General features: G+C 61.7%; 17 protein-coding genes (1 of these 17 only partly in view). 15 read left to right on the forward strand and 2 right to left on the reverse strand.

Annotated elements, in window-relative coordinates:
• From ACOYXI_RS03110 to ACOYXI_RS03130, 5 genes are all read left to right on the forward strand, one after another.
• Positions 1-4,911: the 3' portion of a non-ribosomal peptide synthase/polyketide synthase gene (locus tag ACOYXI_RS03110; protein WP_461674288.1), read on the forward strand. Its footprint begins 12,933 nt before the window's first position; 4,911 of the gene's 17,844 nt are visible here — the last part of the coding sequence; its start codon lies off the left edge, out of view; the stop codon is at positions 4,909-4,911.
• Between the two features lie 66 nt (positions 4,912-4,977).
• Positions 4,978-6,126, forward strand: a complete 1,149-nt coding sequence (macA, locus tag ACOYXI_RS03115; protein ID WP_096797354.1) for a macrolide transporter subunit MacA — start codon at positions 4,978-4,980, stop codon at positions 6,124-6,126.
• A gap of 2 nt (positions 6,127-6,128) precedes the next feature.
• The gene (locus ACOYXI_RS03120; protein WP_134786123.1) at positions 6,129-8,087 is read left to right on the forward strand and encodes a MacB family efflux pump subunit; all 1,959 of its coding nucleotides are present in this window, start codon (positions 6,129-6,131) and stop codon (positions 8,085-8,087) included.
• Between the two features lie 984 nt (positions 8,088-9,071).
• The gene (locus ACOYXI_RS03125; protein ID WP_461674289.1) at positions 9,072-9,443 is read left to right on the forward strand and encodes a DUF6124 family protein; all 372 of its coding nucleotides are present in this window, start codon (positions 9,072-9,074) and stop codon (positions 9,441-9,443) included.
• 139 nt (positions 9,444-9,582) lie between these two features.
• The gene (locus ACOYXI_RS03130) at positions 9,583-9,942 is read left to right on the forward strand and encodes a DUF6124 family protein (RefSeq protein ID WP_461674290.1); all 360 of its coding nucleotides are present in this window, start codon (positions 9,583-9,585) and stop codon (positions 9,940-9,942) included.
• 203 nt (positions 9,943-10,145) lie between these two features.
• Here ACOYXI_RS03130 and ACOYXI_RS03135 read toward each other — a convergent pair whose 3' ends face one another.
• The gene (locus ACOYXI_RS03135; protein WP_461674291.1) at positions 10,146-13,088 is read right to left on the reverse strand and encodes a hypothetical protein; all 2,943 of its coding nucleotides are present in this window, start codon (positions 13,086-13,088) and stop codon (positions 10,146-10,148) included.
• 487 nt (positions 13,089-13,575) lie between these two features.
• Positions 13,576-14,343: a helix-turn-helix transcriptional regulator gene (locus ACOYXI_RS03140; RefSeq protein WP_461674292.1), complete on the reverse strand. Its 768-nt coding sequence runs from the start codon at positions 14,341-14,343 to the stop codon at positions 13,576-13,578.
• A 614-nt stretch (positions 14,344-14,957) separates the two neighbouring features.
• Between ACOYXI_RS03140 and ycaC the strand changes: the two genes are divergently transcribed.
• The 10 genes from ycaC (at position 14,958) to ACOYXI_RS03190 (ending at position 24,695) form a co-directional block, all read left to right on the forward strand.
• Entirely contained in the window at positions 14,958-15,590 is a 633-nt protein-coding gene (ycaC, locus tag ACOYXI_RS03145) for an isochorismate family cysteine hydrolase YcaC (protein ID WP_007966399.1), read from the forward strand.
• A gap of 201 nt (positions 15,591-15,791) precedes the next feature.
• Positions 15,792-16,727, forward strand: coding sequence for a Gfo/Idh/MocA family protein (locus ACOYXI_RS03150; protein WP_461674293.1), 936 nt, complete (start codon positions 15,792-15,794; stop codon positions 16,725-16,727).
• A 215-nt stretch (positions 16,728-16,942) separates the two neighbouring features.
• Positions 16,943-17,995 carry an isopenicillin N synthase family dioxygenase gene (locus ACOYXI_RS03155; RefSeq protein ID WP_134786133.1) on the forward strand — a complete coding sequence of 351 codons (1,053 nt, stop codon included), beginning with the start codon at positions 16,943-16,945 and terminating at the stop codon, positions 17,993-17,995.
• Positions 17,996-18,022: 27 nt separating this feature from the next.
• Positions 18,023-18,832 carry a MetQ/NlpA family ABC transporter substrate-binding protein gene (locus tag ACOYXI_RS03160; RefSeq protein ID WP_461674294.1) on the forward strand — a complete coding sequence of 270 codons (810 nt, stop codon included), beginning with the start codon at positions 18,023-18,025 and terminating at the stop codon, positions 18,830-18,832.
• Entirely contained in the window at positions 18,829-19,629 is an 801-nt protein-coding gene (locus tag ACOYXI_RS03165; RefSeq protein ID WP_461674295.1) for a methionine ABC transporter ATP-binding protein, read from the forward strand. Before ACOYXI_RS03160 ends, ACOYXI_RS03165 begins: the two co-directional genes overlap by 4 nt.
• Entirely contained in the window at positions 19,626-20,297 is a 672-nt protein-coding gene (locus tag ACOYXI_RS03170; RefSeq protein WP_210559026.1) for a methionine ABC transporter permease, read from the forward strand. The genes ACOYXI_RS03165 and ACOYXI_RS03170 overlap by 4 nt, the downstream gene beginning before the upstream one ends.
• An 8-nt stretch (positions 20,298-20,305) precedes the next feature.
• Entirely contained in the window at positions 20,306-21,856 is a 1,551-nt protein-coding gene (locus ACOYXI_RS03175) for a sugar ABC transporter ATP-binding protein (protein WP_135295556.1), read from the forward strand.
• Positions 21,849-22,874, forward strand: coding sequence for an ABC transporter permease (locus tag ACOYXI_RS03180; protein WP_135295557.1), 1,026 nt, complete (start codon positions 21,849-21,851; stop codon positions 22,872-22,874). Before ACOYXI_RS03175 ends, ACOYXI_RS03180 begins: the two co-directional genes overlap by 8 nt.
• A gap of 31 nt (positions 22,875-22,905) precedes the next feature.
• On the forward strand, positions 22,906-23,961 hold the full coding sequence (locus ACOYXI_RS03185; RefSeq protein ID WP_007966380.1) for a substrate-binding domain-containing protein: 1,056 nt from the start codon (positions 22,906-22,908) through the stop codon (positions 23,959-23,961).
• A 68-nt stretch (positions 23,962-24,029) separates the two neighbouring features.
• Positions 24,030-24,695, forward strand: coding sequence for a sulfite oxidase-like oxidoreductase (locus ACOYXI_RS03190; RefSeq protein ID WP_003224252.1), 666 nt, complete (start codon positions 24,030-24,032; stop codon positions 24,693-24,695).
• Positions 24,696-24,912 lie beyond the last annotated feature (217 nt).

A 24,912-nucleotide genomic window follows, 5' to 3' on the forward strand; every position in this document is an offset into this window, starting at 1 on the left:
GCCGAAGTGCTGAGCCGGGCGGGGCGCAGCACCTTGCCGGAGATTTTGCCGGCGCCCCGCGACCAGCTATTGCCGCTGTCATTCGCCCAGCAACGCCTGTGGTTCCTGGCGCAGATGGACGGCGGCAACAGCGCCTACAACATCCCGGTCGGTTTGCGCCTGCGCGGTCGGCTGGATGAAGACGCGCTGCAACGGGCACTGGCACGCATCGTCGCGCGTCACGAAACCCTGCGCAGCCGCTTCAGCCAGATCGACGATCAGCCGCAGGTGCTGATTCTGCCGGCCGAGAGCGGTCTGTTGCTGGCGGTAGAAGACTTGCGTCAGCACCCGCAGGCTGACAACGCCTTGCGCGGTCTGATCGAAGAGCAGGCCTGCGCCTCCTTCAATCTGCAGCACGATGCGCTGCTGCGCGGACGTCTGGTGCGTCTGGCTGATGATCATCATGTGCTGTTGTTGACGCTGCACCACATCATCGCCGATGGCTGGTCGATGGGCGTGCTGACCCGCGAGCTGGCGGCGTTGTATCAGGCCTTCAGCCGTGGCGAAGACGATCCGCTGCCGCCGCTGGCGCTGCAATACACCGACTACGCGGTGTGGCAACGGCGCTGGCTCAGTGGCGAGGTGCTGCAGCGTCAGAGCGATTACTGGCAGCGGACCCTGGCCGGCGCGCCAGCCCTGCTGACCCTGCCCACCGACCGTCCGCGTCCGCCACAGCAGGACTATTCCGGCAGCCGCGTCGACCTGCTGCTCGATCAACACTTGAGCGCCGGTTTGAAAGCCTTGTGTCAGCGTCGCGCGGTGACGCCGTACATGGTGATCATGAGCGCCTGGGCGATGTTGCTCAGTCGGTTGTCCGGGCAGAGCGACGTGGTGATCGGCTCGCCGGTGGCCAACCGCACCCGCGCCGAGATCGAAGGCCTGATCGGCATGTTCGTCAACACCCTGGCGCTGCGCATCGACACCTCGGGTGAGCCGAGCGGCGAGGCGCTGCTGGCGCGGGTCAAGGCGCAGACTCTGGACGCTCAGGCGCATCAGGATCTGCCGTTCGAGCAAGTGGTGGACATCAGCAAGCCTGTCCGCAGCCTGTCGCACAGCGCGTTGTTCCAGACCATGCTCAGTTGGGACAACAACGACGGTCCGAGCCTGACCCTCGGCGACCTGACCCTGGAAGGGGTGGCCGGCGACAGCCATTTTGTGAAGTTCGACCTGTCGCTGAGTCTTGGCGATTCCCACGACGGGATTCGCGGTTCGTTGCGCTATGCCACGGCGTTGTTCGATGAAGCGACGGTGCAGCGTTTTGTCGGCTACTTCCAGCGGCTGCTGGCGGCGCTGGTCAACGATGATCAGGCGGTGCTTGCGCGAGTGCCGTTGCTGGCACCGCAGGAGCAGCAGCGTTTGCTGGTCGATTTCAATGCCAGCGCCGTTGATTGTCCGCTGGAGCAGCCGTTGCATGGCTTGTTCGAAGCGCAGGTGCGGCGCAAACCGGACGCTGTCGCGCTGCAGTCCGCGCAAGGCAACCTGACCTACCGCGAGCTCAATCAGCGCGCCAACCGCTTGGCCCAGCACCTGCGCGAACTCGGTGTGCAGCCGGATGCGCGGGTGGCGATCTGCGTCGAGCGCGGGTTGGATCTGGTGGTCGGTCTGCTCGGCATCCTCAAGGCCGGTGGTGCCTATGTGCCGCTGGACCCGGGGTATCCGGTGGAGCGTCTGGCCTACATGCTCAAGGACAGCGCGCCGACTGCGGTGCTGGTGCAGACCGCTACTCGCGGGTTGTTCGATGACGCGGTCGCCACGGTGATCGACCTTGACCGCAGTACCTGGCAGCACCTGCCGGATCACGATTCGTCAGTGCCGGGCCTCAGCGCCTCGAACCTTGCGTACATGATCTACACCTCCGGTTCTACCGGGCTGCCGAAGGGCGTGATGATCGAACACCGCAGCGCCTGCAACATGGTGCATTGGGGTTCGCAGATTTCGCCGCCGACCGAACACGGTGCGTTGCTGCAAAAAGCACCGTTCAGCTTCGACAGTTCGGTGTGGGAGATCTTCTGGCCGCTGTGTTCCGGGATGCGTCTGGTGCTGGCGCGGCCGAACGGCAACCGCGATTCGGCCTATGTGGTGCAGACCATTCGTGAGCAGCAGGTCACCGTAGTCAAATTCGTTCCGGCGCTGTTGCAGCAGTTCATTGAGCAGGACGGTGTCGAGCAATGCACCAGCCTGACCGATGTGCTCAACGGTGGTGGTGAACTCAGTGCGGTACTGGCGCGACAGGTGCGTGATCGCCTGCCGTGGGTGCGTTTGCACAACGTTTATGGCCCGACTGAAACCACGGTGGACAGCACGGGCTGGACGCTGGAGCCGCATATGCCGGTGCCGGACAACGTGGTGCCGATCGGCACAGCCTTGAGCAACACTCGGCTGTACGTGCTCGATGCGTACGGTCAGCCGGTGCCGCAAGGCGTCAGTGGTGAGTTGCACATTGGCGGCGTCGGCGTGGCGCGTGGTTATCACGGACTGCCGGAGATGCAGGCCGAGCGCTTCATCGACAGCCCGTTTGTGGCGGGTGATCGCCTTTACCGTACGGGAGATCTGGCGCGCTACAACAATCACGGCGAGCTGGAATTCCTTGGTCGCAACGACTTCCAGATCAAGCTGCGGGGCTTGCGCTTGGAGCCGGGGGAAATCGAGGCGCGGCTGATCGAACATCCGGCGATTCGCGAGGCGGTGGTGATGGTCCGTGATGAGCGTCTGGTGGCCTGGTACACCGTGCGTTCCGGCGTGGAAGCACCGAGTCTTGAGACGTTGCGCAGCCATGTGCTGGAGCGCCTGCCGGAATACATGGTGCCGGGCGCGTTCGTGTTGCTCGACGCTTTGCCGCTGACACCAAACGACAAGATTGATCGCAAAGCCCTGCCGGAGCCGGGAGCGGACGCCGTGATCAACCGCCCATACGTGGCGCCACAGGGTGACGTCGAAACCGCGCTGGCGCAGATATGGGGTGAAGTCCTCGGCGTCGAACAGGTCGGTCGCCATGACAACTTCTTTGAACTGGGCGGGCATTCGTTGCTGGCGGTGAAGCTGGTCAATCTGATGCAACGGGCCGGGCTGTCGCTGTCGCTGGCCGAACTGTTCCAGCATCCGAGCATCGAGTCTGCCGCCGCGCTGCTCAGTCAGGGCGAGGCGGTCAGTCAGCCTGACGGGCTGGTCGTGGTGCGTGCCGGGACGCACGGTACGCCGCTGTTCCTGCTGCATGAATTCAGCGGCAGGGACGTGTATTTCCCGACGCTGGCCCAGCACATCGGTGGCGAGTTCCCGATTTACGGCCTGCCCGGTGTGCCGCTGGGGCAAGCGCAATTGCGCACGCTTGAGTGCATGGCGCAGCGCATGGTCGGGATCATCCGCGCGGTACAGCCTCACGGGCCGTATCGGCTGGCGGGCTGGTCGTTCGGCGGGGTGCTGGCGCATGAGGTCGCGCAGCAATTGCTCGGCCTCGATGAGCCGGTGGATTTCATCGGCATGCTCGACAGCTATGCGCCAAACCCACTCGCCCAAGACAAAACGATGTGGAGCGGCGAGGGCCTCGACAAGCGTCAGTTGCTCGGCCATTGCCGTGGGCGTTCGCTGATGCTTGGTGCTGGAAGCGAGACGGCGCTGGCGGCGGTGCAAGCGCTGGAAGCGCAAGTCGAACAACTGGATTTCCCCGAGCTGTTCAAGCGCTGTCAGGCGCAGCAACTGACCGATCCGGAACTGGCCACGGTCAGCGCGGCGGACGCCTGGCATTACTTTGATCGCGAAGCGGCGCATCGTCTGGCGCTGGCGCATTACCGGGTCAGCCCGGCGAGCCAGCCGATCCACCTGTTCCGTGCACAGGAACTGATGGAAGGCCAGTCATTGCCGAGCTCGACGCGCGGCTGGGAAGAGCGCTTCGACATTGGCTTGCTGCGCTGCATCGACATCCCCGGCGACCACCGGACCATGATGAAGCACCCGCACATCCAAGCGCTTGGCCAGGCCATTACCCAGGCGCTGGAAACCCTGGTGACGCCGGAACCGGCGCTGTATCAACCGCTGCTGACGATTCAGACCGGGCAGCCGGGGCATGCGCCGATTTTCTGTGTGCCGGGGGCGGGTGACAGCGTCACCGGGTTCATTCACCTGACCGAGGCGATCGGCCCGGAGTGGCCGATCATCGGCCTGCAACCGCGCGGGCTGGACGGCGTCAGTGTGCCGCACAGCGCGGTCGAAGCCGCTGCCGCGTTCTACCTGCAAGCCATCGAGCAGATCCACCCGCAGGGGCCGCTGCACCTGATCGGCCATTCGTTCGGCGGCTGGGTCGCGCATGCCATGGCTGCGCAGTTGCAGGCGGCCGGGCGCGAGGTGGCTTCGCTGACCTTGATCGACAGCGAGGCACCGGGCGGTGACGGCACGGCGGGCAAGCCGTACACGGCCACTGCCGCGCTGCAACGGCTGATTGACACCCTGCAGTTATCCTGTGGCAAATCGCTGGGCATCGATCCTGCGACCTTCGCCAACGCCGACGACACCACGCAACTGCGTCTGCTGCACGACGGCATGGTGCGCGCCGGGGTGTTGTCGGAGCGCGCGGCGCCGGACGCGATGCATGGCCCGGTACGCACCTTCGCCAGCGCCTTGCGCACGGTCTATCAACCGCGACTGGCCTATACCGGGCCGGTGCGGCTGGTACTGGTCGATGACCCGACGCTGGACGAGTGGGGCAATCAGCGCGAACAGGCGGCGGTGCTTGAAGGCTGGCAGCGGCAGGTCAGCGATCTGGCGGTGTGGTACGGGCCGGGCAACCACTTCACGATTCTCAAGGCGCCCAACGTCTTCAGTTTCGCCGCGTGGTGGCATGACGGCCTGGCGCTGACGGTCGGCGAAGTGCTGTCCTGAGTGTGGTTGTTCTATCAAGACCCGGCCGCTGGCCGGGTTCATCCCTGAACGGACTTGTGGTTATTTATGGAAAAGTCGAAGTTGCGCAAAGTCGGTATGGGGTTGGCATTGGCGGCGGTGGCCGGGTTGGTGCTGTACACGGTGCAGGCACCGGCCGAAGCGCCGAAATACCAGACCGCCCCGGTCGAACGCTCGGATATCGAAAACACTGTGCTAGCTACCGGTTTGCTGGAAGGCGTCAAGCAGGTGGACGTCGGTGCCCAGGTGTCGGGGCAGTTGAAGTCGCTCAAGGTCAAGGTGGGCGACAAGGTGAAGAAGGGCCAGTGGCTGGCCGAGATCGATCCGCTGGTGCTGCAGAACACCCTGCGGCAGGCGCAGGTCGATGAGGAAAACCTGCAGGCGCAAAAGCGCGCCACACAAGCCCAGCTCAAGCAGACCAAAGCGATTTACCAGCGCTATCAGAACCTGCAGGAAGACGCGTCGATCTCGCGTCAGGACTTCGAAACCGCGCAATCGGACTACGAGGTGCAGCAGGCCAATCTGCTGTCGCTGGACGCGCAGATCAAAAGTGCGCACATCCAGATCGACACCGCCAAGGTCAACCTCGCGTATACGCGGATCGTCGCGCCGATCGATGGCGACGTGGTCGGCATCGTCACCCAGGAAGGCCAAACCGTGATTGCTAACCAGTTGGCGCCGATCCTGCTGAAACTGGCGGATCTGGACACCATGACCATCAAGGCCCAGGTCTCGGAGGCCGACGTGATTCATATCGCGCCGGGGCAGCAGGTGTATTTCACCATTCTCGGCGAAGACAAACGCTATTACGGCAAGCTGCGCGGCACTGAGCCGGCGCCGCAGAACTTCCTCGAAACGCCGCCGGCCGGCACCCCGAAGCAAAACACCGCAGTGTTCTATAACGCGCTGTTCGAGGTGCCCAATCCCGACCATCGCTTGCGCATCTCGATGACCGCGCAGGTGCGTATCGTCCTCGATACCGCGCAATCGGTGCTGACCGTGCCGGTGGCCGCGCTTGGGCCACGCAACGCCGATGGCAGCTTTCCGGTGCGGGTGCTCGATGCCAAGGGCCAGGCGCAGTCGCGCAACGTGCAGACCGGGATCAACAACAACGTCAAAGTGCAGATCAATCAGGGCCTCAGCGAAGGCGAGCGGGTGGTGATCGGTGATCCGTTGCCCGCCGTGGCGGGGGCTTGAGCATGACGCAAGCGTTGCTGCAATTGACCGGCATCACCCGCAGTTTCACCGCCGGCGACCGCGAGTTTCTCGCGCTGAAGGACATCAACCTGACGATCAATGCCGGAGAAATGGTGGCGATCATCGGCGCCTCCGGCTCCGGCAAGTCAACCCTGATGAACATCCTCGGCTGCCTCGATTACGCCACCGCTGGCAGCTACAAGATCAATGGCCAGGAAACCCGCGACCTCGATGATCAGGCGCTGGCCGAGCTGCGCCGCGATTACTTCGGTTTCATCTTCCAGCGCTATCACTTGCTGCCGCACCTGAGCGCGATGCACAACGTCGAGATGCCGGCGATCTACGCCGGCATCCCCGCGCCGCAACGCCACGCCCGCGCCCGCGAGCTGCTGGCGCGTCTGGGTCTCGACGGGCACTTGACGCACCGTCCGAGCCAGCTCTCCGGTGGTCAGCAGCAGCGGGTGAGTATCGCCCGGGCCTTGATGAACGGCGGTGAAGTGATCCTCGCCGACGAACCCACCGGCGCCCTCGACACCGCCAGCGGCAAAGAGGTGATGCGCATCCTGCTGGAGCTGCACGCGGCCGGGCACACGGTGATTCTGGTGACCCACGACCCGAAAGTCGCGGCCAACGCCGAGCGCATCATCGAAGTCAGCGACGGTGAAATCCTCAGCGACCGGCGCAACCAGCGCGACACCGGGCAACTGTCCGACGAAGAGGAGGTGCCGCCCAAACCACCGGCGACACGCCGTTTGGTCGCCAGCCTCGGGCTGTTCAAGGAGGCCTTCAACATGGCCTGGGTGGCGCTGATTTCGCACCGCATGCGCACCTTGCTGACCATGCTCGGGATCGTCATCGGCATCACCTCGGTGGTGTCGATTTCGGCGATCGGCGAGGGCGCGAAAAACTACGTGCTCAAGGACATTTCGGCAATCGGCAGCAACACCATCGATATCTATTCCGGCAGCAGTTTCGGCGACAAACGCGCCGCCTCGATCGAGACACTGGTGCCGGCCGACGTCACCGCGCTGAATCAGCTGTATTACGTCGACAGCGCCACCCCGGTGGTCGGCCGCAGCATGCTTTTGCGTTACCGCAACATCGACCTCGACGCGCAGATCAATGGTGTCAGCGACCAGTATTTCCAGGTTCGCGGAATCAAACTGGAGGCGGGCATCACCTTCAGCGAGAGCGACGCGCGGCGCCAGGCGCAGGTGGTGGTGATCGACTACAACACCCGGCATCGGTTATTCGGCGAGGGCGTCGATCCGCTGGGCCAGGTGATCCTGATCGGCAACCTGCCGTGCACGGTGATCGGCGTGGCGGCCGAGAACAAAAACCTGTTTGCCTCTGGCAAGACCCTCAACGTCTGGGTGCCCTACGAAACCGCCGCCGGCCGTATTCTGGGCCAACGCTTCCTCGACAGCATCAGCGTGCGCATCAAGGACGGTCAGTCGAGCAAAGTCGTGGAAAATCACGTCACCCAATTGATGCTGCAACGCCACGGCATCAAGGACTTCTACACCAACAACCTCGACAGCGTGATGCAGACCGTGCAGAAAACCAGCCGCTCGCTGGCCTTGCTGCTGTCGCTGATCGCGGTGATTTCGCTGGTGGTCGGCGGCATCGGCGTGATGAACATCATGCTGGTGTCGGTCACCGAGCGTACCCGCGAGATCGGCATTCGCATGGCGGTCGGCGCCCGCCAGTCGGACATTCGTCAGCAGTTTCTGGTGGAGGCGGTGATGGTCTGCCTGCTCGGCGGGGCCATCGGCATTTCCCTGTCGTATGCCATCGGCCACCTGTTTTCGCTGTTCATCAAGGAATGGGAGATGGTGTTCTCCATGGCCTCGGTGCTGACGGCAGTGATCTGCTCGACGCTGATCGGCATCGTCTTCGGCTTCGTCCCCGCGCGCAATGCTTCGCGCCTGGACCCGATCGAAGCGTTGGCACGGGACTGATTGCCGAAGCTGATTGGCCGGGCTCGTGCCTGAAGTGCAAAAATCGAAAGGGACGGGTCATGAACCCGTCCCTGTTTTTCGCTTTCCAACTGTGGGAGCTGGCTTGCCAGCGATGACGGCCCAGAAGCCGACCAACCTCCCAACTGAATGCACTCGTTCCAACTGTGGGAGCTGGCTTGCCAGCGATGGCGGCCTACCCGCCGACCAACTCCCACCTGAATGCACTCATTCCAACTGTGGGAGCGGGCTTGCTCGCGAAAGCGGCCTCACAGTCGACCAATCCCCAACTGAATACACTCGGTCAAATTGTGGGAGCTGGCTTGCCAGCGATGGCGGCCTACCAGCCGACCAACCTCCCACCTGAATGCACGCAATCCAACTGTGGGAGCGGGCTTGCTCGCGAAAGCGGCCTCACAGTCGACCAATCCCCAACTGAATACACTCGGTCAAATTGTGGGAGCTGGCTTGCCAGCGATGGCGGCCTACAAGACGATCACCCTCCCACTGAATGCACTCATTCCAACTGTGGGAGCGAGCTTGCTCGCGAAAGCGGCCTGCCAGACACCATCAAAACTACAGGAGCAATCCCGGTTCTCCACACACACACACACACAATAAACGCACCCCTGCAACCACGTTTAAAGTACACGAACCGTTACGCCATAACGGCTACAACGCCTTGCGCCGTTACCTACGCGTACGCCAGAATCCGCCGGCTTACACGACTATGGGTCGGGCTATATCGTTTCCCTGTCACTGAAAATCAGTGATCGGGTTTGGTAGCCCGTTTCTAAGTGTGATGGCGACACCATATGCAGTCCCTTTTCAGGGGGACTCGATTTTTTATGGTGGCCATGCGTGGGGCTTCTTCGGGAGCGCCGGGTTTTCCTGCTTAGACCGGTCTACCAACCCGCGTATGGCCGCCACCCTCGTTTGGTAGCGAGAGTGATGGCTCCTTACTTTTGCTAAGCAGGAGCTTCATCCATGTTCAAAGCCACACCCAACCCCCCGGACACCTCGATCCCGTACGACCCAGCCCTCGACCCGCAGAAGATAAAAGCGGCAACCGACCGCGCCATCAACTTCTACCTCAACCCCGGCGCACTGAAGATCTCCATCCCTTCAGCCTCGTCATGCAAGGCGAACAGAATCTTCCTCATCGACCCCACCGTGGACGAAGAAACCTTGCTCGTCGAAGCCTGCGAATCATTAGCCGCCGCCAGCGACATGGCCCGCGACATCGGCGACACCGTCGATAACCCACAGCGCCGGGCCATGCTGATGCTGCATCAGGTGATCATGCTCAGTGAACTGATGGTCAACCGGGTACTGGACAGTCGCCGCGTGCCGAACTAACTGCCCGGTCCCCTGTAGGAGCTGCCGCAGGCTGCGATCTTTTGATTTTGCTTCTAAAAACAAGATCAAAAGATCGCAGCCTTCGGCAGCTCCTACAGGGAGTCATTCTTTCAAAGTACTTTGATCGGAGTTCTTGCTGATGTCCGAAACCAAGCCCAATCCGCCAATCACAGACCCGCTATCACCCTACGAATCCCTCAACTCCAGAAAACTCCACGAAGCCGCCGAACGCGCCCTGGACCACTACCTGGCCCCCGCGCAAATCATGGCCACACCCTACACCCCCAACAGCATGTTCCTGGTCAACCCGCAAACCGACACCCAATCCCTGCTGGCCAACGCCTGCGAATCCCTGGCCTCGGCCACGGTGATGCTCGGTGATTTCGCCGGCACGCTGGAGGGGCCGGGCCGTAATACGGCGCTGGGCATTGCGCAGGTGGTGATGCTGGGGGAGTTGGCGGTGAATCAGGCGCTGGATAATGTTGTGCCCAAGGAATAGGCGCTGACAGTCCTGGCCTCTTCGCGAGCAAGCCCGCTCCCACAGTGGATCTGCGTTGGTCACAGGTTTTGTGCCCGACAAAGATCCCTTGTAGGTGTGAGTTTGCTCGCGATTTTCATTAAATAAATCCTTCTCTGATCCCCGTTATCCAGGCGCCTACCCATCAGGGAGAGGCGCTTAGTGTGGCTCGCGGTTTTTTCGTTTCAAACAAATCGCAGTTCGAAAGTACCGTACACCTCGGTAGGTTTGGTGTCGGAGGAGACAACGAAGGTATAAATACTTCGGGAGTTAATCCTGACAACAATATGATCGGTCGGACCGACAGTCACTGGTTTCCCTGCGGTAACTGGTATCCATAGCCAAGTGAAACTGTCATAGGGTCCGCCAGCCCCCCGCCTTAAATTAAAATTTACTCTTCGTATCGATTTAGAGAAGGTTGTGACGATAGAAATCGTTTTGTCACGATAAGCATCAAAGCTCAAGGTTGCGCCGGATGTGTGCTGTTGCCGGTCCGTCCCGTCGAGCCGCTGTGTGTATAGCGCATGGGAAAGAATCACGCCTGTGGATTTGATCGTATAAGTGCGCACTGGAAACTCCACCGCCTCACTCTCCACCGTGCTCTGACCAAGCGCCGCTTTAAACACCAATTCCAGGCCGCTGCCATCCTGCAGAGCGTTGAGCTCATCGGCTGGAAGCTGAACAGTGAAGAACCGGTCAGCAATCCAGTCGGGGGTGGTGAAGGCCGTCGGTGCGCTCCAGATCTCGCGTGTGTAGGCGCTGCCGTCGGCATTGGTCCCGCGCAGGCGCAACCAGACGTATTGGCCGAGGGCGATCAGCGGCCAGTCACCCATGCGTACGGAAGCTTGGGTCAGGTTGCCGGTATGCAGTTCCGGGCCGGCGCCGTCGTTGTCGGCCTGCTCGATGGTGGGGCTGACCAGCGCGCTCTGCGGCATTGCTTGCACCGTCAGGTCAAATACCCGGGACGGTGTCGGATGACCATCAATGATGACGACGTAGGAGATTTTTACCTGCTTACCCAGATTGAACGCCACCACGCTGTTGGGGATCGCAAACTCAAGCCCTTCGCTTACCGCGCGCGGCACTGAGGTATGCGACCCGCCGGCCGGCGTGCCGTCAGCGCCAGTCCAGGTGACGCTGATTGCATGGTTTGGCAGCAACGCGCTGTTGTCCGGCACCACAATGGTCAAGGTGTCCTTGACCAGCAGCGGGTTGAGTGCGCTGTCGCCGTTGTTCTCCTTGATCGAGGGGGCGAGCAGTTCCAGCGCGACGCCCACGGTGAACACCAATGGATTCGAGAGGCTGGTCTCATTTGTGGCATGGCGCCAGAGCTGGTAACGGACGGTGATCTTGCTGCCGCGGTTCGGTTCGATGTGCTGGGCGACGAAGGCGGCGTCCAGGTTGATGACCCAGTCTTGTTGGGCGGTGACGGCATTGAATGTGCGGGACCCGGGTTCCTCGCCGGAGATGTCGCCCACCCACTTCCAGGTGGCCTCGTCGTTGGCTACCCATGGCTTCACCACAGGCCTGGGGATGGTCAGTTTACTGGTACCGCCGGGCAGTGTGGCCGGGTCGAGGAAGCCGTTCGCCACCCCGAGGACAATGGGTGCGTCCAGCTCGAATTTCGGTTCACCCACATTGAACAATTTCGTGTGCAGCGACTCCCGTCTGAGGATCTCGTCGCCTTCGGCTATCAGCAGGTCGTACCACCCCTTCAGGGTTCCGCCGTCAAGGAGCTTGAGGTTGTAGTCATCGACGGTGATGACAAAACCTTCGGGATTCTCGACTTCATCCTCCTCCGGAATGTGCCACTCCAACTCAGGCAGGAAGGTGCTGCCGTCCGGACGTTTACCCAACAGGAACAGCTCAATGCCCATGCCGTACTCGATGGCCGGATCGAACGGAATGCGGACGTTGATGGGGGTCTTCGTGGGATCGATGAAGTCACCCTCGGCTTCTTCGATGATCGGTGCGGCCAGGCGGTGGGCTGCGCCGGTGACTTGTACAAACTGCCTTTTTGAGCGTAACGGGTCACTGCTGCCGCTGCGTTCCAGCCGATAGAAGAAACTGACCTGGGTATTGACCAGTTTACGCACGGCCGCAATGGACAGCTTGAACTCGTAGTTATGCGGGATATTGTCGACGGTCTGGGGCAGGGCGGTGACTTCGACTTTTTCGCCCTCCAGGGTGGTGCCGAGCATGGTCAAGTGAATGATGTCACCCATCTCGAAGTCTGGTCGGTCGGCCGTGACATGCACCGTGATGTCGTTATCGCCCTGTTTATCGGCGTCGAGCTTGTTGTTGACGGCCTCCTGAACAATCGGTGCGGCCAGCAGGTCGATGCCGGTGGTGACGACAATGCGGGTTTCCTTGCACCAGTCTTCCGATTCATTGCCGACGATGTCGCGCACCTTGAAGGTGACCGCCAGACCGAAGAGGTCGGTGTCACCAGCCTCTTTAATAGTGGCTTTGGAGACCGTGATTAATATCGGGTTTGCCGCTGGATCGTTGATCTGCTCCAGGGTCACCGGTGTGGAATACTCAAAAAAGCCGCCCCAACTGAGATGAATGACGTCGCCCTCCGCGATGACGGGGTAAGGCAAGCCGCTGCCGGACTCGGACCTGATGACAATCGGCACTCCCGCTTCGGCAACGTCTTTGTCCACACCGCCGTTGACGATTGCCGGGGGAATGTACATGTACAGGTTGGAGTGACCAGGGCCCGGGTCGATGTCCTGGCCAGCGGGGAGTTCCAGTTTGACGAAGAGGTTGAGGGGCTTGTCCGGACGCTCTTCTTTTTGATTGGGCTGTTTGATTTCGTAGGTGAGTTCGTAAGGACCTGTCTGCAGATGACGGGGAGCCACCCACAAGAGGGTCGGTTGCTTGAGCTCGGCTTCGTCAATGATGGGACGCCCGTCGACCTCACGGTCATTGAGCAGCAGCTTGACGGTATCTCCGACAGCCTTGGTGGCCCAGATGGGGATGACGACTTGCAGACCGTCATCGGGAAAGGTGAGCAGCGCCGCCCGGTTGATCCCCCACTGGCCGGAAGGCAGGAGGCGCCCGGGGACTATCGGGTCCAGCAGTGAATGGGGGGCAGAGATTTTCATCTTGGGCTGAACGAGCATGGACGGAACTCCGTGCGAACTGTCGGGAGACAAAGGGCGTGGAGTTATTCAGCGCTGAAGATGACGGCTCTGGCTACTGTCAGAAATTACAGGTACGAGGCCTTTTCGGATGAGCGGTAAGGCGCGGCCCGACGGATAAAAATACGTTTCCCGGCATCCCTTGGCGCCTTCTGTGCCCGTCGCGGGCAGTGCCTGCAGGGCTTGAAGGAGAGGGTTGCCAGCCGTACCGGCCTCTTCGCGAGCAAGCCCGCTCCCACAGTTTTAGCCGGGTGTTGCCGTAACCATTGGCTCAGCGCATACCAATGTGGGAGCGGGCTTGCTCGCGAATGCGGTGTGCCAGCCAACACCTTAAGTGCCTGACACGGCCTCTTCGCGAGCAAGCCCGCTCCCACAGTTTTAACCGGGTGTTGCTGTAACCATCGGCTCAGCGCATTTCGATGTGGGAGCGGGCTTGCTCGCAGCGGCAGTTCCTGCAGATCGGGCACCATCAAGCGGCGTGGGGTGAGCCGGGCAGGGTGGCGGTATGTTCAGGCGAGTACATCCAGCGCATCAACGAATGCCGGCCGCTGATCCCCAGTTTGATCGCGGCGCGCTTGAGGTAACTTTCCACCGTGTTGACCTTCAGTTGCAACTGCTCGGCCAGCTCCGGTGCGGTACGCCCGGCGAGCAGGCCGATGCACACTTCGGTTTCGCGATTGGACAGCCTCAGGCCCAGTTGCTGCAAACGCTCGTTGAAGCGCAGCCGCAGGTTTTCCAGGCCCTGTTGCGCGCCATCAGCGCTGGGCGACGGGTCTTCTGTGTTGGTCTGCTGGGGTTGCAGGGCGTGAATGTGTTTTTCCACCATCGGCAACAGCACCGGAGATATGTCCTGCAACAAACTCTGCTCCTGAGCCGAGAAGCGCTGCGACTGGTCGTTGCGATACACCGAAATCACGTAGCGGTAGCCGTCCTTGCGCCGGGTCAGGTGCAGCTGCGAGGCATCGGCGCTGGCCGCGTCTGGCGTGTCCATCGGCTCGCTCGAGCGTGCGGCAATCTGTTCGCAGAATACCGTTTCAGCCTGCTGGGCCGAGTCTTGGCCGGTTTCCGGCGGGTTGCGATGGGCGGGGCGGCCCACCGGCTCGACGCGCATCTGGCGAATGTGTGTGGCGTCCACCGCCAGTTGTGTCTGGATCAGGTCATGCAGCATCCGCGGAAAGTGCCGGCTGCCGGTGCTCGCAATGACTTTACCGATGTGGGGAAACAGGTGTGAATTCATAAACATCATCCATGAGTTGCAGGTGAAACAGTCCCATTCCTGACCTGCGTCGAGCATGTTCCCTGGTCGGCGCAAATGTCAGGATGTGGATCCTATCCTAGTACAACGTTTGAAAGACGGTTTAATGAAGGCGTTATTAGCTCATAACTTCATCCACAGGGTTATGCGGTGAACCCAGGAATGTCGGCTTGTCGAGATCATTGTGGGAGCGGTGAACTCAGGAATGACGGCCTGCCGAGATCCAGTGTGGGAGCGGGCTTGCTCGCGAAAGCGGTGTGTCAGCCATTTGAGATGTTGCCTGGAATGAACCCTTCGCGGGCAAGCCCGCTCCCACAGGGTTATGGGGCACCGCCTACCCGCAAGGCCTCAACTTGATTGGCGCAACGGTGGAGAGGGTCCTGAACCGGGCACCGTACAGTTTGATGATCGCCAAACCAATTCCCGAGGCGGATTGAGTTGGAGGCTGGCAAGCCTGTGTTGTGTCGCCAGGATTGTCCGTTATGAGTTGACAGTGAAACGCTTTTCAACCGATTTATCCGTTCAGGCGGTATCCGTAATCTGTGCCCATGTTCAACGCAACGCCCACTACCTCAACCAAGAAAAGGGATTCAAACATGAGCACTGCAACCTACAACCGCCTGAACAAAGACGACGCCGTAGTCCTGCTGGTCGACCACCAGACCGGTCTGATTTCTCTGGTTCAGGACTTTTCGCCGAACGAGTTCAAGAACAACGTCCTGGCCTTGGCCGACCTGGCAAAATTCTTCAACCTGCCGACCATTCTCACCACCAGTTTCGAACAAGGCCCCAACGGCCCGCTGGTCCCGGAACTGAAAGAAATGTTCCCAGACGCGCCGTACATCGCCCGTCCAGGCCAGATCAACGCCTGGGACAACGAAGACTTCGTCAAGGCGATCAAGGCCACCGGCCGCAAACAGATCATCATTGCCGGTGTGGTCACCGACGTCTGCGTAGCGTTCCCGACCCTGTCGGCACTGGCCGAAGGCTTCGACGTATTCGTCGTCACCGACGCCTCCGGCACCTTCAACACCACCGTCCAGCAAGCCGCGTGGAGCCGCATGACCCAGGCCGGCGCACAAATGATGAACTGGTTCTCGGTCGCCTGTGAGCTGCACCGCGACTGGCGCAACGACATCGAAGGGCTGGGCAATCTGCTGTCGCAGCGGATTCCGAACTACCGGAACCTGATGAACAGTTACTCGGCGTTGACCGCTCAGCAGAAGTGATTGCAGCGTTGTGAACGTGAAAGCCTGCCCTGAAAAGCAGGCTTTCTTTGTTTGCGCCGCTGCATCAACGTTACTACCCGGCGCGATGAACCGAGCGCTGGCGTCTGCGGTTTTTTGATCAGACTCCGCTGGGTATTCCCTGACGTTTACGGCTAATCTGCGCACTCGCTGACGACAACAAGACAAAAACAGGAGTCACTGATGCAACCGATCCGTCTCGGTCTGGTGGGCTACGGCAAGATTGCCCAGGATCAACATGTTCCGGCGATCAACGCCAATCCCGGATTTCGTCTGGTGGCGGTCGCCACGCAAGGTAAACCCTGTGCCGGGGTGGAGAACTTTCACTCGTTGAGCGAGTTGCTGGAGAACGGCCCCGAGGTGGATGCGATTGCGTTTTGTACGCCGCCGCAAGGTCGGTTCGCACTGGTGCAGCAGGCGCTGGCCGCCGGCAAACATGTGTTGGTGGAAAAACCGCCGTGCGCGACGCTGGGCGAGGCGCTGGCCCTGGTCAGTCAAGCGCAGCAACAGGGTGTCAGTGCGTTGTTCGCCTGGCATTCGCGCTACGCCCCCGGTATCGAAGCCGCCCGCGACTGGCTCGCCAGCCGCACGTTGCAAAGCGTGCAGATCGACTGGAAAGAAGACGTGCGCAAGTGGCATCCCGGTCAGACGTGGATCTGGCAACCCGGTGGTCTGGGCGTTTTCGATCCGGGCATCAATGCCTTGTCGATTGTCACCTATTTGCTGACGCAGCCACTGTTTGTGAAGTCCGCCGAACTGCGCGTACCGGACAACTGCCAGTCGCCGATAGCCGCGTCGATCAAGATGTCCGATGCGAACCGACTCGACGTGCAGGCCGAGTTCGATTTCGACCACGGTCACGACGAACTCTGGAGCATCGAGATTCGCTGCGCCGAAGGGCTGCTGCGCCTGGACAACGGCGGGGCGCTGCTGAGCATCGACGGCGTGCGCCAAGTGGTGTCGGAAGAGGGCGAGTACACCGCGGTGTATCGACACTTCCGGCAACTGATTGGCGATCGGGCTAGCGACGTCGATCTGCAGCCACTGCGGCTGGTGGCTGACAGTTTCTTTGTCGGCAGCCGGGTGGCAGTCGAACCGTTTTATGACCCGGCACGTTGATCAGTTGAAGCGGGAGAGCTGTCGCGTGATGACAGCGAACTTGAGCGTCAGGCCTAAGCTAATGCAAAAAGGGTATTTGTTCGTGGTTTTTAAGATCGTTTAGTTTTGTCTCACGACGAATCGAACGCATCAAACCGATAGACCCCCGATTGCCATGACGGCACACGCTGAATCGATCAAAGGCTCTTAAGGTTTGGTTCACACGGGAGTGAATCATGCCGCATACCCTCGATATCACTACGCTGCCGACGCTCGACCTTTCGTTGTTCGAAGGCACCGCGCAACAGCGTTATGAATTTCTTGAAAACCTGCGTCACGCCGCGCGTGACGTCGGCTTTTTCTATCTCACCGGCCATGGCATCGACAGCCACCTGCTCAAGCAGGTGCAGGATCACGCCCGGCAGTTCTTCGCCTTGTCCGAGCAGGAAAAGACCGCCGTCGGCATGATCAATTCGCCGCATTTTCGCGGTTACAACCGTGCCGCTTCCGAGATCACCCGTGGTCAACCCGACTGGCGTGAGCAATTCGATCTCGGCGCCGAGCGCGAAGCGTTGCCGCTGGACGCGGACAGTCCGTTGTGGGCTCGGTTGCAGGGGCCCAACCAATGGCCGGCGGCGCTGCCAGAACTGAAACCGCTGCTGCTCGAATGGCAACAGGCGATGACGCGCATGGCGTTGCGTCTGCTGCGTGCCTTTGCCCAGGCGCTGTCGCTGCGGGCGGACGCGTTCGATCAGTTGTACGGCGACAAGCCCAACGAACACATCAAGTTGATGCGCTATCCAGGCCAGGCCGCCAACGCGAGCCAGCAAGGCGTCGGCGCGCACAAGGATTCCGGATTCCTCAGCTTTCTCCTGCAAGACCAGCAGGCCGGGTTGCAAGTGGAAGTCGAGGAGGGGCGCTGGATCGATGCGCTGCCCCGCGACAACACGCTGGTGGTGAACATCGGCGAACTGCTGGAGCTGGCCACCAACGGTTATCTGCGCGCCACGGTGCATCGGGTGGTGTCGCCGCCCGCAGGCAGCGAACGCTTGTCCATCGCCTTCTTCCTCGGCGCGCAACTCGATGCCGTGGTGCCGCTGTACCCGTTGCCCACCGCGCTGCTGCGCGAAGCGCGTGGCCCGGCGAGTGATCCGCTCAATCCGTTGTTTCGCGATGTCGGCTGGAACTACCTCAAGGGACGGTTGCGTTCGCACCCCGACGTCGCCCGGCGCTTCTATGCCGACGCGCTGATGCCCGCCGCACCAGCTCGTAAAACCGCCAACGCCTGATTCATCACTCGCTCAAGGACTCCGCACATGTTGAAAAAAGCAGGTTTGACCCTGGCCGTGCTCGGCGCGCTGGTGACTTCGTTCGGCGCTCAGGCACTGGAGCCGTTGCGGGTGGCCGCCGACCCGGTGCCCCACGCGCAGATTCTCGCGTACATCCAGACAATCGATCCGCAACTCAAGCTCAAGGTCATCGAGATTCCCAACGGCGTGAACTCCAACGAGCTGTTGGTGCATGGCGATGTCGATGCCAATTACTTCCAGCATCTGCCTTATCTGAAATCCCAGGAACAAGCGCTGGGGCAGAAACTCGCGGTGGCCGCCACGGTGCATATCGAGCCGCTGGGCATCTATTCGCGCCGGCACAAAAGCTTCGCCGACGTGCCGGAAAAAGGCACCGTGGCGGTTCCCAACAACGTCACCAACCTGAGCCGTGCGCTGTACCTGTTACAGGACAACGGGCTGATCAAACTCAAGCCCGGTTTCAAGGATCCGGCAGCCGATCAGGCCACACCCAAGGACATCGCCGAGAACCCGAAACAGCTGAAGATCCTTGAAATCGAATCGCCGCAAATCCCTCGGGCCCTGGACGATGTCGACCTTGCGGTGATCAACGGCAACTACGCGCTGGAAGCCGGACTGGTGCCGGCCCAGGATGCGCTGGGGCTGGAGAAGGCCGAGCACAATCCGTACGCCAACATTCTGGTGACCACGCCGACACTGCAGAACGATCCGCGCATTGTGCAACTGGCCAAGGACCTGACCTCGCCGCAAGTGGCGAAATACATCACCGATAACTTCAAGGGGTCGGTGATTCCGGTGGAGGATGGCAAGCCATGATCGTCGTCGAGCAGTTGAGCAAGACCTACCCGTCGGCGCCGGCACCAGCACTGGATCAGGTGTCGCTGAGTATTCCCGACGGCGCGATCTACGGCATCCTCGGGCGCAGCGGGGCGGGCAAGTCGACCCTGTTGCGATGTCTCAATCTGCTTGAACGCCCGGACAGCGGGCGAATCCTGATCGACGGCGTGGACCTGCTGACGCTGTCTGCCAGCGACCTGCGCCGCCAGCGTCAGCGCATCGGCATGATTTTCCAGGGCTTCAATCTGCTGCATTCGCGCACGGTGTTCGACAACATCGCCGTGCCGCTGGAAATCGCCAACGTCGGCAAGCCGTGGCGCCATGTGCGGGTGCGCGAGCTGCTGGAACTGGTCGGATTGACGGACAAGGCGCAAGCCTTTCCCTCGCAGTTGTCCGGTGGGCAAAAACAACGGGTGGGGATCGCCCGCGCCCTGGCCGCCGAGCCGGCGTATCTGCTGTCGGACGAAGCCACCAGTGCACTGGATCCGGAAACCACGGCGTCGATTCTTGAGCTGCTGCGCGATATCAATCGGCAACTGGGCGTGACCATCGTGCTGATCACCCATGAGCTGGAGGTGGTCAAGTCGATCTGCGATCACGCGGCGTTGATGGCGGACGGGCGTCTGGTCGAGTCCGGCCCGGTGCCGCGCTTGCTCGCCGATGCGCAATCGAGTCTCGGCACTTCGTTACGTCCGACCTGCGGCCTGCCGCTGGGCCACGACATCCCCGGGCTCAGCTTCCTCAAGCAATACGGCGTGCGGGCGGCCCAGTCATGAACCGCGCGATCAACTGGGATGAAATCCTGCAACTGGTGTTCAACGCCACCGGCGAAACCCTGTACATGGTCTTGCTTGCCGGGCTGTTCACGCTGCTGATCGGTTTGCCGCTCGGGGTGTTGCTGTTTGTCAGTCGCCGAGACGGACTGTGGCCGCTGCCACGGCTCAATGCCGCGATGGGTTCGCTGGTCAATCTGGGGCGCTCGCTGCCGTTTGTGGTGATGTTGATTGCACTGATTCCGCTGACCCGACTGGTGGTCGGCACCACCCTCGGCAGCACCGCTGCGGTAGTGCCGATCACCATCGGCGCGTTTCCGTTTTTTGCGCGGATCGTCGAGAACGCGCTGGACGAAGTCGACAAGGGCCGCATCGAAGCGATCCTCGCCATGGGCGGCGACATCCGTCATGTGATTTTCAAAGTGCTGTTGCCCGAAGCGCTGCCCGCGTTGCTGGCGGGGATCACTCTGACGCTGGTGATGCTGATCGGTTTTTCATCCATGGCCGGGGTGATTGGCGGTGGCGGCCTCGGTGATCTGGCGATCCGATATGGCTATCAGCGTTTCAACAATGAAGTGATGGTCGCCACCGTGGTGGTGCTGGTCATTCTGGTGCAGGGCGTGCAGAGCCTGGGCGACCGGCTGGTGCGTTCGCTGGCCCATCGGCGTTAAGGAATTTTATGAGTGTCGTCGTGGCCCGCGCGCCGCTGATTCAGGTGCGTGAACTGAGCAAGCGCTTCGGCTCGAACAGCGCCCTGGATCGCGTCAGCCTGCAGATTCATCCCGCCGAAGTGGTGGCGTTGCTCGGTGCCAACGGTGCCGGCAAATCGACGCTGGTGAAGATTCTCGCCGGCAGCCAGCGCGCCGATGGCGGCGAGATTTACATCGACGGGCAGCCCCGGCAATTCAGTTCGCCGCTGTCGGCACGCCGGGTCGGGATTGTCGCGGTGCATCAGCAGATCAACGAGGGCATTGCGCCCGGTTTGAGCGTGGCGGAAAACCTGTTGCTCGATGAGTTGTGCAAGCCTGACGCGGACTTCTGGCTCAATCGCAAACGCTTGCTGGAACGCGCCGCGAGTATCGCCGCCGGGCTGGGTCTGGTGTTGCCGCTGGAGCAGCCGATTGAACACTTGGGCCAGGCCGAGCGGCAGTTGGTGGTGCTGGCGCGGGCCTTTGCCTTGCAGCCGCGTCTGCTGATTCTCGATGAGCCAACGGCGGCGTTGTCGGATGCCGAGGCGCAGCGTCTGTTTGATCTGATCGATATCTTGCGCAGCCGTGGCGTGGCGATTGTTTACATCTCCCATCGCTTGTCCGATCTGCAACGGGTGGCGGATCGCGCCATTGTCCTGCGCGATGGGCGACTGGCCGGAGAGTTCAGCGCGCGGCAGTTGCCCGAGGCGGTGCACGCCATGCTCGGGCAGGCGCTGGACGGGCATGTCTACACGCCCGGCAGCGTGGGGCAAAAAGTATTGGGTGCGCGAGGTTTGCAGATTTTGCCACGATCCAGACGTTTCGATTTCGACCTGCACCAAGGCGAAGTGGTGGTGCTGACCGGGCTGCTCGGCGCTGGCAAAAGCGAGATCGCCGAAGTGCTGTTCGGCTTGCGTAAAGCCGTGGCTGGCAGCCTGCAACTGGACGGCATGGACTGGCTGCCGGGTTCGCCAAGGGCGGCGATTCGCAGCGGTGTGTTTCTCGCAGCGGAGGATCGCGCCAGTCAATCGTTGGTGCCCGACTTTTCCCTGCGCCGCACCCTGACGCTGCCGTTTCTGCAGCGCTTCACCCGTGCCGGGTTCATTCGCAACCGCGCCGAAGCCGCAGCGGTCGAGGCGCAAGTCGCGGCGCTGGGGATCAAGACCGCCGGCATCGAGGTGCCGATGAGCGCGCTGTCCGGCGGCAATCAACAGAAAGTTGTGCTGGGTCGCTGGCTGCTCGGGGACGGGCGGGTGCTGATTCTCGATGAACCGTTTCAGGGTGTCGACGTGCGCGCCCGTCGCGAGATCGGCCAGTTGCTGCGCGACAGTGCCGGCGGCCGCGCGACCCTGGTGATCTGCGCCGATGTCGATGAAACCCTGGAAATCGCCGACCGCATTCTGTTGGTGCGCGATCACGCGGTGGTCGCCGAATACCCGCGCGCCGGTCTTGAACGCGCGACCCTGGTCGCTGCGCTGGCCGGCAGCGACGCTAGCGAAAATCCCTTTCATGCCACGCCAAGGAGCAGAGCGAGTGCCTGATTCGAGTTCATTGTTGTCTGCCGCTACGGCACCCGCCGAGCGCCTGCTGCAAGCGCTGATCCGCTACGGCCTGTTGTGGCTGCTGGCGCTGATCGTGGTGTTTTTCAGTGTCGCGGAGCCGGCGTTTTGGCGCGTCGGCAATCTGTTCAGCATCTTGCAGTCGGTGTCGATCGTCGCACTGCTGGCCCTTGGCGTGACCCTGACCATGGCGGTCGGCGGGCTTGATCTGTCGATTGGTGCGGTGGCGGCGATGAGCCTGATGATCGCCAGTTACGTGATGGTGGTGCTCGGTTGGGGCGCGGTGCCGGCGGTGCTGATCAGTCTGGCCGGTGGCGCACTGGTCGGGCTGCTCAATGGCTGGCTGATCGTCAAGCTGCGGGTGCCGGACATTCTCGCGACGCTGGGCAGCATGTTTCTGGTGATCGGCGTGCAACTGATTCCCACGGGCGGACGCTCGATTGCGGTGGGCATGACCTTGCCCAGTGGCGTGGAAACCGAAGGCACGTTCAGTACGGCGTTTCTCGCCCTCGGCCGCGGCCGCTTGTGGGACGTGGTGCCGGTGCCGGTGTTGATCACTGCGTTGGTGGCGCTGGCGGTGTGGCTGTTTCTTGAGCGCACGCGCATCGGCCGGTTGTTTTATGCGATTGGCGGCAACGAGCAGGCAGCGCGATTGGCAGGCGCGCCAGTGCAGCGCTTCAAGTTGCTCGCTTACGTACTGTCGGCATTGCTCGCTTCGCTTGGCGGGTTGCTGTTGGCGGCGCGCCTGGGTCGGGGTGATGTCAGCTCCGGCAACGGACTGGTGCTCGACGCCCTCGGCGCGGCGCTAATCGGTTTTGCCGTGCTCGGGGCGAAGAAGCCCAATGCCTTTGGCACATTGGTCGGCGCACTACTCGTTGCCTCGTTGCTCAACGGTCTGACCATGCTCAACGCGCCGTACTACACGCAGGATTTCGTCAAGGGACTGGTGCTGGTGCTGGCCCTGATGTTCACCTTCGGCCTCGCGCATCGGGCGCGCTGAGCCGGTTCATTTGTCGCTGCAAGGAAGATGTATGCACGGTTCAATCAAGCAGTTCGCACGCCATTGCCTCGCCGGCGCGGTGCTCTCGGCGTTGGCTTTGAGCGCTCAGGCCAAGGCATTGCCGGGGGCTCCGGCGCCGTTCGACAAGGGGCAGGTGCAGATCGCGCTGGTCGGCTATCTGTTTTCCGGGGACTTTCCCGAAGCGTATCTGCGCGGCGTGGAGAAACAGACCGAGGCGCTGGGGGCCAATCTGCGGGTGTTCGATGCGCGGCAGCAGGCAGCGAGTCAGGGCGAGATGATCGATCAGGCGATCGACCTCGGCGTAGACGGGATCATCGTGCAACTGGGCCTGGCGGAAACCCTCAAGGGACCGATTGACCGGGCGATCGCCAAAGGCATCAAGGTGGTGGCGTTCGACGTTGACCTGAACAGCCCGCAGGTGACCCAGGTCGAGCAGGATCACCATGCACTGGCGCGACTGGCGCTGGATCAGGCGGTGAAGGACAACGGCACGCGGTTCGATGCCGGTTATGTGTACATCAGCGGCTTCACGCCGATGGAGCGCCGCGACGAGATCTGGAGTCAGGTGAAAAAGGCCAATCCGGGCATCATCGAGAAGGCGCGTTTCGGCACGCTCAACCCGCCGATTGCCAACTCGGTGGCGGATCAGGCCAGCGCGGTGTTGCGCGCCAATCCGGATATCAGCGTGATCTTCGCGCCGTTCGACGAGTTTGCCAAAGGCGCGAAGATCGCCGTCGACGAGGCCGGGCTGGGGCGCAAGGTGAAGATCTACAGCGCCGACATCTCCACCGCCGACATTCAGATCATGAAAGAACCTGACAGCGCCTGGGCGGCGACCGCCGCGGTCAATCCGCAAGTGGCGGGGGCGATCAGCGTGCGCAGTCTGGCGATGTTGATTGCCGGCGAAAATCCGGGACATCAGGTGTTGGTGCCACCGACCCTGATCACCCGTCAGCAATTGCTCGATCTGGACGTGAAAAACGTCCGCGACCTGGCGCAGAAACTCCCGGCGTTCGGTGATACCGCCAACGTGGCGCGGGCCGAGTGGATTCCTGTGGCGAACTAAATGCAGCCGTTATCACCGGGTGATGCGCTGTATGCGCGGCAGGCATCCTGACGCGCTTGGGAGTGAATATGCACAACAAAGCCATGCGCTTGCGCAACAGCCGCGCACCCAAGGCTGATCCGGCGCTCGGTCAACGCTTGCCGCCGGGGCAGGTGTTGACGGAGCGCTTCCCGATCCTCCACGAAGGCACGGTGCCGGAGTATGAGTTGGCAACCTGGTCACTGCGCCTGTTCGGCAAGGTCGGACGTGTCGTCGAGTTGAGTTTTGCTGACCTGCAAAGGTTGCCGCAGCGCGAGCTGCAATGTGACATTCATTGCGTGACACGCTGGTCGAAGTTCGACACGCAGTGGAGCGGGGTGCATCTGCAGGATCTGCTGAGCGAGTTCGGGATCCAGCCCGCTTCACGTTTTGTCATGGCCCACGCCGATCACGATTACCAGACCAACCTGTTGCTGGACGACCTGCTGCACCCGGACAGCCTGCTCGCCACCCATTACGCCGGCCAACCCTTGACCGCCCAGCACGGCTGGCCACTGCGGCTGGTGGTCGCCGGGCGCTACTTCTGGAAGAGCGCCAAATGGCTGCGCGGTCTGGAGTTTGTCGACGAAGAACAACCCGGTTTCTGGGAGCGCAACGGCTTTCACCTGCACGCCGACCCGTTTGCGGAACAACGCTTCAGTGCGCAGGCCCTGGACATCGCCGCGGATGCCTGGCTGGAAAAGGAATTCGACTAAAGGTTTGCGCATGTTTGCAGTCAACATCTCGGGTGACTGGACTGGCCCCTTCGCGAGCAAGCCCGCTCCCACATTGGATCTGCGGTGGATGAAAGCAATGTATTCACCCCGATCAACCTGTAGGAGTGAGCCTGCTCGCGATGGGGCCCGGACATTCAACTGCTTCGGTGGCTGATATACCGCTATCGCGAGCAGGCTCACTCCTACATTGGATCTG

This window comes from Pseudomonas sp. G3-19 (assembly GCF_054855875.1).

Coding starts and splice junctions, on each gene's coding strand:
- macA (WP_096797354.1), top strand. CDS start 4,978: ATGGAAAAGTCGAAGTTGCGCAAAGTCGGTATGGGGTTGGCATTGGCG.
- ACOYXI_RS03120 (WP_134786123.1), top strand. CDS start 6,129: ATGACGCAAGCGTTGCTGCAATTGACCGGCATCACCCGCAGTTTCACC.
- ACOYXI_RS03125 (WP_461674289.1), top strand. CDS start 9,072: ATGTTCAAAGCCACACCCAACCCCCCGGACACCTCGATCCCGTACGAC.
- ACOYXI_RS03130 (WP_461674290.1), top strand. CDS start 9,583: ATGTCCGAAACCAAGCCCAATCCGCCAATCACAGACCCGCTATCACCC.
- ACOYXI_RS03135 (WP_461674291.1), bottom strand. CDS start 13,088: ATGCTCGTTCAGCCCAAGATGAAAATCTCTGCCCCCCATTCACTGCTG.
- ACOYXI_RS03140 (WP_461674292.1), bottom strand. CDS start 14,343: ATGAATTCACACCTGTTTCCCCACATCGGTAAAGTCATTGCGAGCACC.
- ycaC (WP_007966399.1), top strand. CDS start 14,958: ATGAGCACTGCAACCTACAACCGCCTGAACAAAGACGACGCCGTAGTC.
- ACOYXI_RS03150 (WP_461674293.1), top strand. CDS start 15,792: ATGCAACCGATCCGTCTCGGTCTGGTGGGCTACGGCAAGATTGCCCAG.
- ACOYXI_RS03155 (WP_134786133.1), top strand. CDS start 16,943: ATGCCGCATACCCTCGATATCACTACGCTGCCGACGCTCGACCTTTCG.
- ACOYXI_RS03160 (WP_461674294.1), top strand. CDS start 18,023: ATGTTGAAAAAAGCAGGTTTGACCCTGGCCGTGCTCGGCGCGCTGGTG.
- ACOYXI_RS03165 (WP_461674295.1), top strand. CDS start 18,829: ATGATCGTCGTCGAGCAGTTGAGCAAGACCTACCCGTCGGCGCCGGCA.
- ACOYXI_RS03170 (WP_210559026.1), top strand. CDS start 19,626: ATGAACCGCGCGATCAACTGGGATGAAATCCTGCAACTGGTGTTCAAC.
- ACOYXI_RS03175 (WP_135295556.1), top strand. CDS start 20,306: ATGAGTGTCGTCGTGGCCCGCGCGCCGCTGATTCAGGTGCGTGAACTG.
- ACOYXI_RS03185 (WP_007966380.1), top strand. CDS start 22,906: ATGCACGGTTCAATCAAGCAGTTCGCACGCCATTGCCTCGCCGGCGCG.
- ACOYXI_RS03190 (WP_003224252.1), top strand. CDS start 24,030: ATGCACAACAAAGCCATGCGCTTGCGCAACAGCCGCGCACCCAAGGCT.